At 65.9% G+C, this 12449-nt stretch carries 11 protein-coding genes; 6 read left to right on the top strand and 5 right to left on the bottom strand.

Annotated elements, in window-relative coordinates; translation table 11 throughout:
- Positions 1-21 precede the first annotated feature (21 nt).
- Together IPP03_21735 and IPP03_21730 are read right to left on the bottom strand one after the other, a co-directional pair.
- Positions 22-1269 (bottom strand): beta-ketoacyl-[acyl-carrier-protein] synthase family protein, encoded by a 1248-nt coding sequence (locus tag IPP03_21735; protein MBL0355126.1) that lies wholly within the window; start codon positions 1267-1269, stop codon positions 22-24.
- 4 nt (positions 1270-1273) lie between these two features.
- A complete protein-coding gene (locus IPP03_21730; GenBank protein ID MBL0355125.1) occupies positions 1274-1510 on the bottom strand; it encodes an acyl carrier protein in 237 nt (78 codons plus the stop codon).
- A gap of 220 nt (positions 1511-1730) precedes the next feature.
- Between IPP03_21730 and IPP03_21725 the strand changes: the two genes are divergently transcribed.
- A complete protein-coding gene (locus IPP03_21725) occupies positions 1731-2294 on the top strand; it encodes a phosphatase PAP2 family protein (protein ID MBL0355124.1) in 564 nt (187 codons plus the stop codon).
- A gap of 168 nt (positions 2295-2462) precedes the next feature.
- Positions 2463-5297 (top strand): SUMF1/EgtB/PvdO family nonheme iron enzyme, encoded by a 2835-nt coding sequence (locus IPP03_21720; protein MBL0355123.1) that lies wholly within the window; start codon positions 2463-2465, stop codon positions 5295-5297.
- 144 nt (positions 5298-5441) lie between these two features.
- Here the strand turns inward: IPP03_21720 and IPP03_21715 are convergent, their stop codons facing one another.
- Complete coding sequence (locus IPP03_21715; GenBank protein ID MBL0355122.1) at positions 5442-6383, bottom strand: group II intron reverse transcriptase domain-containing protein; 942 nt, start codon at positions 6381-6383, stop codon at positions 5442-5444.
- 55 nt (positions 6384-6438) lie between these two features.
- On the opposite strand from IPP03_21715, the gene IPP03_21710 reads away from it, so the two are divergent.
- A complete protein-coding gene (locus IPP03_21710) occupies positions 6439-6783 on the top strand; it encodes a four helix bundle protein (GenBank protein ID MBL0355121.1) in 345 nt (114 codons plus the stop codon).
- 85 nt (positions 6784-6868) lie between these two features.
- On the opposite strand, the gene IPP03_21705 is transcribed toward IPP03_21710, so the two are convergent.
- Together IPP03_21705 and IPP03_21700 are read right to left on the bottom strand one after the other, a co-directional pair.
- Entirely contained in the window at positions 6869-7105 is a 237-nt protein-coding gene (locus IPP03_21705) for an SUMF1/EgtB/PvdO family nonheme iron enzyme (GenBank protein MBL0355120.1), read from the bottom strand.
- A gap of 100 nt (positions 7106-7205) precedes the next feature.
- Positions 7206-8552, bottom strand: coding sequence for an SUMF1/EgtB/PvdO family nonheme iron enzyme (locus IPP03_21700; protein MBL0355119.1), 1347 nt, complete (start codon positions 8550-8552; stop codon positions 7206-7208).
- Positions 8553-9026: 474 nt separating this feature from the next.
- Here IPP03_21700 and IPP03_21695 point away from each other — a divergent pair, with 474 nt between their 5' ends.
- The 3 genes from IPP03_21695 (at position 9027) to IPP03_21685 (ending at position 12436) form a co-directional block, all read left to right on the top strand.
- A complete protein-coding gene (locus IPP03_21695; GenBank protein MBL0355118.1) occupies positions 9027-9443 on the top strand; it encodes a GTP pyrophosphokinase in 417 nt (138 codons plus the stop codon).
- 5 nt (positions 9444-9448) lie between these two features.
- Positions 9449-9700 (top strand): hypothetical protein, encoded by a 252-nt coding sequence (locus IPP03_21690; GenBank protein MBL0355117.1) that lies wholly within the window; start codon positions 9449-9451, stop codon positions 9698-9700.
- 453 nt (positions 9701-10153) lie between these two features.
- Positions 10154-12436 (top strand): phage tail sheath subtilisin-like domain-containing protein, encoded by a 2283-nt coding sequence (locus IPP03_21685; GenBank protein MBL0355116.1) that lies wholly within the window; start codon positions 10154-10156, stop codon positions 12434-12436.
- Positions 12437-12449 lie beyond the last annotated feature (13 nt).

Genomic DNA, 12449 nt, shown 5'->3' with positions numbered 1-12449 from the left:
GGCAGTTGTTCCGTGATTCGATCAGGCAACAGCGCGGAAAGCGAGCACCGCGTTGCTGCCGCCAAAGGCGAATGTGTTGGACAGGGCCGCCCGCAGGTTCTGGCCACGGCGGGCGGTGAGGACGTGGCCGACACCGGCACAGGCGGGGTCGAGGTCAGCGAGATGGGCCGTCGGCGGCAACGCCTGCTCGCGCAGGGCGAGCACGGTGACGATCGCCTCGACAGCTCCGGCGGCGCCGAGCTGGTGACCGTGCATCGACTTGGTCGCGCTGACCGGCAGCCGCGCCGCGCGTTCGCCGAATACCGTGCGTAGCGCCGCCACCTCCACCGGATCGCCTTCAGCAGTCGCCGTGCCGTGGGCGTTAACGTAGTCGATGTCACCAGGGGCCAGGCCGGCATCGGCCAGCGCGGCGTGCAGCGCCCGGACCTGCCCGGCCGCCACCGGGCGCACCAGGTGGCTATGGTCGCAGGTCGTGCCGTAACCGAGCATCTCGCCGTGGATGCGGGCGCCGCGAGCGACGGCATGGTCCCAGTCCTCGAGCACCAGCGCTGCCCCGCCCTCGCCGAGGACAAGACCGCCGCGGTCAACGCTGAACGGGCGGCAGGACTGCGGCGCGGTAAATTCGTCGCCGCTGGCGAGGACGTGAAAGGCCTCCCAGGCCCGGGCCACGGCGTAGGCCTGCGGCGCATCCGAGCCGCCGCTCACCATGACCGGCGCCTCGCCGCTTCGCACGCGGCGAAAGGCCTCGCCGATGGCGATGGCGGAAGAGGCGCAGGCGACGGTATGGGTCATGCTGACGCCTCCCAGCCCAAGCTGGATCGAAATATGAGCATTCGCCGCGTTGTTCAGGCCATGGATCAGCGAGAGCGGTGACAGGCGCTCGCGGCCTCGTTGCCAGAGATCCCGGTAACCCTTCTCGTAAGCGAGCGTGCCGCCGAGCGCAGTGCCCCACGCCACCCCCCAGCTTTCCCGATCCGGAGCCGCGTCCTTGCGCGGGAAGCCGGCATCGTCCCACGCGGCGAAGGCTGCGGCGACGCCAAGCTGGGCGAAGCGGTCGAGTGTTCCCGCCAGCGCGCGACCGAGCGTAGCATCGGCGGAGAAGCCGGTACAACTGACGAAAGGCATGGCCAGCGGGCGGGGAACGTCGTCGGTACGCAGGAAACCGATCGCCGATTCCCCGGCCAGCAGACGGGTAAAGAAGTCAACAGTATCGCCGCCATAGGGGCTGACCAAGCCCAGGCCGGTCACCGCAACTCGCCGCCGGGTCATCTTCTCAGCCCTGCTCGCCGCGTAGCCGGTCCATGAGCGCAACCAACTCGCCGACCGTGCGCGGACTCTTGATACCCCTGCGCAGAGTCAGATTGAAGCGATCCTCGAATTCGAACACGATCTCGGCCAGCATCAGCGAGTCGACATCGAGATCGTCAAGTTTCGCTTCGGGAAGGACCCTCTCCGGAGCAATTTCCAGGCGGCTGTCGAGAAACTCGCGAATAATGGTCAGGGAATCCATGATGGGTGGAATTATAGGTCAAAATGCCTGTCCGACCTTCCCCGCGCCGCTTGGCGCGGGCCACGGAGGACGCCGGCAACCTTCTTGCGGAGATGGTTTGAGCATTTCTTCAGTCAGTCCACTTCCCGTCGAGCATGGCCCGGCAGCTCCCTGGTACCGGCAGGCAGCGCTTCGCGCCTCCAGGTTGCGCGCGCTCAAGACGTTCGGCACGATGGGCTTCATGCTCCTGTTCTTCGCCGGCTACTTCGGCGTGATGCGTCACCCGCTGGCGCCGCCGACGGTGATGCCACTGACGATCATCGACGAGTGGATTCCCTTCACGCCGGCCGCCTTTGGAGCCTACGCCTCGCTCTGGGTCTACGTGTCCCTGGCGCCGGCATTTCTGCCTGATCGCCGCCAGTTGCTCGGCTACGGACTGTGGATCGGCGCCTTGTGCCTGTTCTGCCTGGTCGTGTTCTGGCTGTGGCCGACGACGATTCCGCAGGATAGCGTGGATTGGGCCGCCCATCCCGGCCTCGCCATGATCAAGGGCATCGATCTTTCGGGCAATGCCTGCCCCTCGCTGCATGTGGCGACTGCCGTGTTCTCGGCCGTCTGGCTGCAGCACATCCTGAACAGCATCAACGCCCCGCGCTGGCTGGCCGTCGCCAACTGGTTGCATTGCGCGGCAATCGTCTGGTCGACCATGGCGATACGCCAGCATGTCGCGGTCGACGTGCTGGCTGGCATCGCGGTCGGCCTGGCCTTCGCGGCGCTGTCGCTGCGTCATCTGGCCCACCGCTAAACGGGTTGCCGGCTGAAGCAGAATTGCCGTCAGGCCGGCGAAACCGCAGCACCGCCCGATGCACTTGCCCCGCTGGCCGGTCCCGGCGGCGCTACCCATTCGTCTTCTCGGGGCAAGGCGATACGCCCTACAATTCATTTACCCTCCGGCCTGCTCCCCAACCACCCCATGATCGACCACCCACCGCACGTTTTCATCAGCTACTCCCAGGAATCCGACGCCCATTCCGCCTGGGTTCTGGCACTCGCCAGGGGGCTGTGCAACGATGGTGTCGAAGCCGTCATCGACCAATTCCAGACCTGGCTCGAAAAAGGCTGGCGTCCCTGGATGAACGAGCAGATCGAACAGGCCGACTGGGTATTGGTCGTGTGCACCGAGGAATACAACAAGCGCTTCGACGGCAACGCGCCGGCCGACAGCGGTCGTGGCGTGCGCTGGGAATCGCAGCACATCACGCAGGCGCTCTACGACCAGAAATTCAGCAACAAGCGCTTCGTCCCGGTGCTGCCGCCGGCCGGTGACCCGCGCCACATCCCGTTGCCGCTACGCGACTACAAAAACTTCCGCCTCGACGACGACTACGAAGCGCTCTTTCGACTGCTGACCGACCAGCCCGCGACACCGGCGCCGGTGCTCGGAGCGCTGCGGCGCCTACCGCCGCTGGCGGCGCCCCAACCGGCGACGCCGTCCTCACCGGCAGCCGCTCCACCGCCCCGGCCGGAGATCGCCAACCCCTACCCCGGGCTCGCCGCCTTCAAGCCCGAGGGATGTGACTTCTTTTTCGGCCGCCAGGCGGACAGCGAGTCCGTCGTCGAGCGTCTCGAACAGACACGCTTCGTCAGCGTCGTCGGCGGTTCGGGAACCGGCAAGTCGTCGCTGGTCGCCGCCGGCGTCGAGCCGGCGCTGAAGAAAAAGCACCCGCTTCTCACCTACCTGCGCTTTAAGCCGCAGGCCGATCCCTTCGCCCAGCTCGCCGCAACGCTCGACGCCACCCTGCCCGAAGAGCGCCTGCCGCTCGGCAAGCCGCGCGCTGAGCGCCTCCGGCAACTGCTCGCCGCCGACCCGGCCAAGGCGCTGGCCGATAGCCTCGGCAAGCTGCCGGCGCCGATCCTGCTCTTCGCCGACCAGTTCGAGGAGTTGTTTACCCAGACGCCGCCGGCCATAGCCGCCCGCTTCCAGGCATTGATCGAGCCGCTGCGGCGCAACGAGGCGGTCTACCTCGTGCTGACGCTGCGCCGCGAGTTCATGCCCCGGCTGCTGGACTGGCTGGGCGGCGAGTTGTTCACCCGTTCCCTGTTCGCCCTCGACCCCATCAAGGGAGAAGACCGCCTGCGCGAAATCATCGTCCGCCCGGCCGAGCAAAGCGGTGTCGCGGTACAGCCCGACCTGCTTGCCGAGCTGCTGCCGGCGGCGCAGGAAATGGGTGGCGCGCTGCCACTGCTCGCGCTGGCGCTGGCGCAGTTGTTCGAGCGGCGCGACCCTGAGAAAGGCCTGACCCTCGCCGGCTACCGGCACATGGGCGGACTGCGGAAGGTGGTCGAGACCGCCGCCAGGGATATCGACGAGGCGATCGCCAGCGATCCGGCGCTGGCCCGTGCCGGCGAGCGCCTGTTCGCCGAGCTGGCGACGGTGATCGACGAGTTGCCGACCCGGCGCACCGCCGAAGTCGTGCCCTTGCGCAGCGACCCCGAGGTCAGCACGCTGGTCGACGCGCTGCGCGCGCAGGGATTTCTCGTCGACCCCGACGAACGCCACATCGAGCTAGCGCACGAGACGCTGCTGAGCCACTGGCCGCGCCTGCACGCCTGGTGCCAGCAGTATGGCGACAAGCTGGCGCTGCGTCGCCAGGCCGAGCAGGCGGCCGGCGAATGGCAGAAGGCTCGACAGCAAGAGGCGTCATCCGGCCAGCTCGCAGCAGTTCGCCGCAGCGACCTTCTGGGCTGGACCTGGGAACGCCAGAAGCCCGCCTTGGAAGCACTTCTCGCGCTCGCTCCCCACCGGTCAGTGCCACCCGACCCCGATTTCGCCGACGCCGGCATCGACGCCTGGCGCAGCCTCGAAGGCGGGCTACGCGAACCACTGAAGAGCTTCCTCGCGCCCGAACCGCTGCGCCTGCTCGCCGAACTGGAGTCCGACACCACCCCGCAGCATCGCCGCGAGGAAATCGGCCTGCGCCTCAACCAGATGGGCGATCCGCGCCGCGGGGTCGGCCTTGATACGGCAGGGCTGCCCGACATTGTCTGGGTCGACATTCCAGGGGGCAAAGTCATACTGGAAAGCGACCAGCACGAGACCTTTGCGGTCCACCCTTTCAGCATCGCCAAATACTCGGTCACTTGGCAGCAGTATGCCGTTTTCCGGGACGCCGCCGATGGCTACCGCAATCCCCGCTGGTGGCATGACCTCAAGTGGGAAGACCAACCCGGCGTGGCCCGCTGGGGGTTCGCCAATTATCCGGCGATCAACGTCTCGTGGTACGACGCGATCGCTTTCTGCCGCTGGCTGAGCGAAAAGCTCGGGCTGACCGGACCTGAGGTCGTCCGCTTGCCGACCGAATGGGAATGGCAGTGGGTCGCCCAGGCCGGCACCGAGGAACGGGAATATCCGTGGTCCGGCGAATGGCTTGCAAGTCGCGCCAACAGCTACGAAAGCGGTATCGGCCGGACGACGGCCGTCGGCGTGTATCCGCTCGCGGCGCCCGATCCATGGCCGATCATGGACCTCGTCGGGAATGTTTGGGAACGGTGCCTGAACGATTTCCAAGCGCCGGGCAATACCCGGATAGAAAAAATGTTCATCCGGTATTGCGTGGTGGGTCTTGGGGTAGCCCACCAGATCTATGTCGTCCGGAACGCCGCGGCGGCGGCGGTGAGCCCAGCTACAGAGGTAACGACGTCGGCTTCCGGGTGTGTCGTGGTGCCTCCATTGAAGCGCTGCCCGCGGCGCCGCTGGACACTGTTGCGCTGTCGCGCTGAGCACTGGGCGCCGCGCAGCGGCGCCTGAAAATTTATCGCCGCTGCTTGCGTTCACCGCAGCCGGTCAACCGCCACCGCCCCGGCGCCGCGGCACATCTCCCGGCTGCAACAACAAGGGCGTCAGCAGGTGTCGGCGCAAACCCCACGAATCGGCGTGGCGCACATGGGCGATTCAGCCGCGGACGCCGGCATCGAAGGCGACAAAGGGCAGCGCGCCCGCCTGGTGGGCGGCGTAGCGCTCAGCCAGGCGGCGCGTCGCATGGCGCACCTTGCGCGCCTTCACCTGGCGATAATCGGGAAAGACGACGAACCCCAGCCAGGGGATGCCGCTCGCCGTCGGCGTCACCTGCGCGCTGCTTTCGTGGATCGTCTGCCGCAGCCGCGACCCCAGCCGCGCCTCGATCGCCTCCTTCCACGTCCACAGTGTCGCCTTGCTGTCGGCGAACAGAGCGAAATCGTCGACATAGCGCAGGTAGTCGCGGCAGCCGAGTTCGCGCTTGACGAACAGATCGAACGGGTGGAGGTAGCAGTTCGACCAGAACTGCGAGGTCAGATTGCCGATCGGCAGGCCGCGCGGCCGGCAGGCGGCGAGCAGATCGTAGCCGGGGAACCAGACCATGTCGTACTGGTCGCGCAACACCTCGCGACCGCTGTCGAGAATGCGCTCGATCAGACGCATGATGTCCGATTCGGGGATCTGTGTGCGCAGGCTGGCGAGCAGATGCGCATGGTCGATCGACGCGAAATGCTGGCGCAGGTCGGCGCGCAGCACGTAACGCTGGCGGCGGGCAAACTGCTGCAGGCGGTCGATGGCGCGGTGACTGCCCTTGCCGATCCGGTTGGCGTAGCTGTCGGGAATGAAGACGCGTTCGAAGCGCGGCTCGATGATCGCGCACAGCGCGTGGTGCACGACCCGGTCGCGAAACGTCGCGGCGCTGATCTTGCGCCGCTTCGGCTCATGGATGAAAAAATGCGTGTAGGGGCCGGGCGCATACTCGCCGCCAAGCAGTTCGTCGCGCAGGCAGAGCAGACGATCGGCCATCTGGAACTCGAACCCGGCGACGGCCGGTCGCCGGCGCTTGCCGCTGGCCGCGCGCTGAAACGCCTGCAGCAAGTGCGGCCAGGCGCACAGTGCGGCGAAGGCGGGACTATGACTGGAGGAGATGGCGATGGCGGAAGAACTCGTATTGCTGACGCGGCTGTTCGATCTGTTGACCTGGTTGCTGCCCAAGGCGGAACGCTTTCCGCGCGTGTACCGCCAGACCGTGACCTTGCGCCTGATGGCTGCCGCGCTCGACTGCCAGGAAGCCGTCTTCGTCGCCCAGAGTGCGCGTGGCGCCCGCCGGCAGACGGCGCTGCAGGACGCCGATGCGGCGCTCAATCGCCTGCGTCTCTACCTGCGCCTGGCGCATCGCTGGTGCTGGCTCAACGACAGTCAGTACGCGCACGTCAGCACCCTGGTCGCGGAAATCGGCCGACTGCTCGGCGGCTGGATCAGGCAAAGCACTCCCTGAAAAGGGTGGGCGCCACGGGAGCGAATCCAGGTGGCGCCCGGTCTTGCTATGCGCCCGACGCAATGCCGCCGCGTGCGGACGGGACTCACCTGCGCCATCGATCGCTCCCCGGCCTCGTCCGGCAAACCGTGGTCGGCCGGCATTTCCGGCAGCGCCAGAATGGTCTCCGACGCTCTCCGGGGTTGATCACGATGTGGGCACCACGACACACCCGGAAGCCGATGTTGTTGTTGCGGTTGTCCGGATTGTTGTCGTTGCGGTTGGCCGCGCGACAGTTCCTCGGGTTGTTGTTCCACGCCCCGCCGCGCAGCACGCGGGACACGTTTCAGGCAGCCCCGCAGGCCGAAGCCTGCGCGTGAAGTATGGACCCACCCGCAGGCCAAGGCAAAAAAATTCTGGCGCCGCTGCGCGGCGCACAGTGCTCAGCGCTTCGGCGATACAGTGTTCGGCGCCGCCGCGGGCAGCGGTTCGCTGGGGGCACCACGACACACCCGGAAGCCGAAGTCGTAGCTGCGGCCGACCGGACTGCCGACGAAGCGGGAGGCCGCGCGACAGAACCTCGGGAAGTAGCTCCACGCCCCGCCGCGCAGCACGCGGGACGATGAGCCGCCTGTTTCCCAGACTGAACCGTCGGTCGGCGCTCCCTGGTAGTCCCCATGCCATGGATCCTGGCACCACTCCCAGACGTTGCCGTGCATGTCGTAAAGACCGAAAGCGTTGGGCGGAAACGAGCCCACCGGCAGTGTCTTCTCTCGATACTCGCCTTGCGCCGAGCCGTTGTAGGTGTAATTTCCATCAAAGTTGGCCTGATCGCTGGTCATCCGGCTGCCGAAGTGGAACGGCGTCGTCGTCCCCGCGCGGCAGGCATATTCCCATTCCGCTTCGCTCGGCAAACGGTAAACGTTGCCGGTCTGTTCGCCGAGCCACTGGCAATAATCCCGCGCGTCCTCCCACGAGACGTTGATCACCGGCCGGCGGCCACGGCCCCAGCCTTTGTCATCCGGCTTCTTCTCGCCGCTGGCCTCGGCATAACGATCGTAGTCAGCAAAGGTCAGCGCATGGACCCCCATCGCGAAGGGCTGTGCGATCCTGACCTCGTGTTGCGGGTCCCCGTCCTCCGAACGCTCCGGTTCGTCCGGGGGCGAGCCCATCAGGAAACGCCCCGCGGGAATCACCACCAGCAGCGGGCCTTCGCCGCCTGTCCGCAGCGGGTCGCGGAAGGTCTGGCCCGGCGCGAACACTGGCACTGGAACAGAACGCGGTGGCGACGGCGGCGCAGATGAACCCGGTGACGGGGTCGCCAACTGCTCCCCAAGCTGTTGCCGCAGCCCGTCGACAAGCTGCGCCAGGCCGGGATGGTCCGCCTCGCCGGCCCAGCCGACGAGATCGGCGGTCTGAATCCGGCTGAATCCGTAGGGGAAGTCGACGCGCTCGATGAAGGCCGGCAACAGGATGCCCTTGCGCTTGCCGTAATCGGCTTCCTCGAGCACGTAGTCGCTATCGACTGAGCGCTTCGACCACAGCGCGACGAAGGTACGCGCCGCCTGCATCTCCCGCTCGATCGTCTTGTGCCAGCGCTCGCCGACACGTGTCTGGACGTCGAGGAAAACGGACCAGCCAGCCGAGCGCAATCGTTGCACGAGCTGGTCGGCAAGCACGCGATCACTTCTGGAGTAGCAGATGAAGATGTCGCTCACGTAGACTCCTGATTGCCCCTGGCTGCGGCGTGCGTGGCGTCGCAGCCGGGCCACCGCCGATACCACAGGCATTATCGCCGAATTTCCGTGCCGGTGGAAACTGCCGATGCACTCGCGGCCAGCAAACGGGCGACGGGCAATCAAGCATCCGGCCCTCCACGCCGCTTTGGCGGCCAGAATGCCGGCCAGCGTCTTGTCCTCGACGAACTCGTGCGGCGCCATCACGATCACAACGAGCGGACCCGCGCCAGTCCAGGTTGTCTCCGGACCACCGGCTCACCGGCAGCCTCCGACCTCTCGCGAGCGCAATTGCGGGATCGTCGACTTGTCACTAGCCCGCTCGGCCCCGACGACAAGTCGCTGCCCAAGGACGAGCGCAAGTCCCTGCAGATCGAACATGCCCCGCACAAGTCGGCCTGGGCCAACGGCGTCGCCTGCGGGTTACGCGATGGCAGCCTGGCTCTTGAAGCCCCGGCGCTCCTCGCCGAGTTCGATGCCCTGTTCGCCCGGTTTGAAGAACTGAAGGCTGGCTCGACGCTTCATCCACTGGCCCTGGCGGTCAAGATCGCTGCCCATGCCACCCACAAGCCGGACAAGGGCGGCGCACCGTACATCCTGCATCCGCTGCGCATGATGCTGCGGATGGACAACGATGAAGCACGGATGACCGCCGTGCTGCACGATGTAGTCGAAGACCACGCCGACGAGGGCTGGACCTTCGAACGGCTTGGCAAGGCGGGCATCCCGGAGAGCGTCATCGAAGCCGTCCACTGCGTCACCAAGCTGACAGACGACGAAGACTACGTTGCCTTCATCGAACGTGCCGCGACCAACCCGATTGCCAAGGCGGTAACAATTGCCGACCTCGAAGACATCATGAACCTTTTGCGCCTGGACGAACTGCTGGACAAAGACGTCGAGCGTCTGCACAAGTACCACGTGAGCTGGAAACGCCTGTCCTGAAAAGGATGGCCCACCTTGAGGGCGCCTTCAAACCCCCGCCCAGCGCTGCATGGGGCGACAAAGGCATTCTCGGTAGTCTGGTTGCAGCACATCCAGAACTGCATCAATGCGCCCCACTCACTGCCTGGCTGTCGCGAGCCAGCTGCATTGCACGGCGATTGCCTGCCACCGTGGCAATCCGTCAGCATGTCGCGGTCAATGTGCTGGCCGGCATCACGTTCGGCCTGATCTTCGTAGCGCTGTCGCTGCGTTTGTAGCGCGCCGATGACCGGGTTACGGGCTGGACAAACCGCAATAAGTTTCCGCTACAAAATTATCTTGTGTTTTCCAACCGGCATGCCTAGACTCAAAGTCGTAAGCGGCAGGATCTTGAAACTAATTGCGCATCATGCAGCACGTTGGTTCTTGCAGTCCTTTCTCGGTAGCAATCAGCGATACTCGCGGCAACCGGGTTGTTTTGATTGGCGTTTAAGTAACGCTTTCACCGTTTCGCTCAGATGACACGATAAGAATTTTCAGGGTGCCTACCTTGACGTGGTTCTGGATCATCCATCCAGCCCACCTTCGGACCCCGGCTTGAGGGGTCTTCTCAGTGGTAACCTGGACGCCCGTCGACGATCATTGTTCGACATGGATTCCGGGGCCGGCAGAAGTATCGATGTGATCTTGAATGGAATGGCCGCTGGCCGTTCCGCAGAAAGGAGTCCGTCATGCCCGTACAGCTTGCGTCCCCCGGGGTCTATATCCAGGAAGTTTCCAGCGGCGTCCGCACCATTGCCGGCGTTGCCACCTCGGTCGCCGCCTTCCTAGGCGCCGCGCCCCGAGGGCCGATCAACAAGGCGACCCGCATCTATAGCTTTGCCGATTTTGAGCGCGCCTTCGGCGGCCTCTCGGCAGACTCGGAGATGAGCTACGGCGTACGCCAGTTCTTCCTCAACGGCGGCACCGACGCCTGGATCGTCCGCATCGTCAAGGATGCGGCGCCGGCCAGCCGTTCGCTACTCAATTCGACGCCAATTCCGGTGTTGACCGTAACAGCGCTCGATGCCGGCGCTTCCGGCAACGCCATACAGATCCGCGCCGATTTTGCGACTGCCTACCCGGACAGCACCTTCAACATCAGCTTTATCCGCAACAGCGACGGCCGGGCCGAGCAGTACCCGAATGTCTCGATGAACTCGGCCGACGCGCGCTACCTGCCCGATCTGGTCAATGGCGTGTCGCAGCTGGTCAAGATCAGCCGAGACGTACCCCAATTGACGCTCAACGGCCTGGCCGCCGGCACCTCGACGAGCGACACGCTGGCCGATGTCCAAACGCTGCTCGATGCCACCCACACCGATTTCCGCGTCGTGGTCAACGGCCTGCCGCCGGTCACCGTCAGCATCACGCTGCCGGCGGATATCGCTGGCGGTACCGCGAACGCACGCCTGACCGCGCTGGCCGCCGCCATTCAGGCCAAGGTTCAGGCTCAGGCCAGCGGCAAGGCTGCGCTCTCGGGATTCACCTGCGCCCGCAGCGGCAGCACGCTGGTCATGACGTCGGGCACTGGCGGTGAGTTTTCATCCATCCGCGCCCTGCCCGGTAGCAGCAACAATGCCGCCGGTGCGCTCAAGCTGGGCGTTGCCAATGGTGGCATTGAGGTCGATGCCGTTGCCAGCCTTCGCCCGGCACCACTGCCCGACCCGGCAACGCTAACCAGCGGCGCCTTCGCCGCCACCGATCTCGATACGCAGCCCGACGCAACCCATATCAGCCTGCGCATCAGCCTCGATGGCTATGGCCCGGATGTCGTCGATCTCGGCAGCGCAGCCGCGGCCGGTGCCAACCTCGCGGCCAAACTGGGCGACATGGCCAGCCGGCTGCAGGCTGCCGTGCGCGCCCTGAAACCCGGTAATCCGGCCTACAGCAATTTCACCGTCACGGCAGGCGCCACCGCACTGGTCCTGGCCAGCGGTTCGCGCGGCGCCGGTTCGGCCATCGCCGTCAGCGCTGCGCCGGCCAACGACATCGCCGCCGGCCTGCATCTGCTGGCCGGGGCCACACTGGCCACTCCGCCAACCGATGCCTTCCTCGGCGGCGGCGCCGAAACGCCTTACGGGCCGGCCGATGTCTATCCGGCCTTCATCGGCAGCCGAACCAATCGCGAAGGCTTGTATGCCCTGGAAGACGCTGACATCTTCAACATCCTCGTCATGCCCGGCATCACCGACCCCGGCGTGCTGGCCGACGCCGCCTCGTATTGCGAGGAGCGTCGCGCCTTCTTCATCGTCGATGCACCGCCGGCTGCCAACAGCGTCGCCACCATGGTCACCGCAGCATCCGGCACCGAGCTGCCGAAATCCGATCACGCTGCCGTCTATTTCCCCTGGACCTATGTTGCCGACCCACTGAAAAACGGCAAGCCCCGCCTGACGCCGCCCGGCGGTACGATGGCCGGCCTCTACGCCCGTACCGACGGCAACCGCGGCGTCTGGAAGGCGCCGGCCGGTACCGACGCCAATCTGGCCGGCGTGCAGTCGATGGCCGTGCCACTGACCGATGGTGAAAACGGCAGCCTCAATCCCCTCGGCGTCAATTGCCTGCGCACCTTCCCGGTCTATGGCGCGATTGCCTGGGGCGCCCGCACCCTGCGCGGCGCCGACCAGATGGCGTCCGAATACAAGTACGTGCCGGTGCGCCGCCTCGCCCTCTACATCGAGGAATCGCTCTACCGCGGCACGCAATGGGTCGTTTTCGAGCCGAACGACGAGCCTTTATGGGCGCAGATCCGCCTCAACATCGGCGCCTTCATGAACGGCCTGTTCCGCCAGGGCGCTTTCCAGGGCAGTTCGCCGCGCGACGCCTACCTCGTCAAGTGCGACCGTGAGACGACGACGCAGGACGACATCAATCGCGGCGTGGTGAACATTCTGGTCGGCTTCGCCCCGCTCAAGCCGGCCGAATTCGTGGTCATCAGCATCCAGCAGCTGGCCGGACAGATCCAGGTCTGATTCTGAAGCGAAT

Source organism: Candidatus Dechloromonas phosphoritropha (genome assembly GCA_016722705.1).
GTDB classification, from domain to species: domain Bacteria; phylum Pseudomonadota; class Gammaproteobacteria; order Burkholderiales; family Rhodocyclaceae; genus Azonexus; species Azonexus phosphoritrophus.
This window is presented reverse-complemented; position numbering and strand designations above follow the sequence as displayed.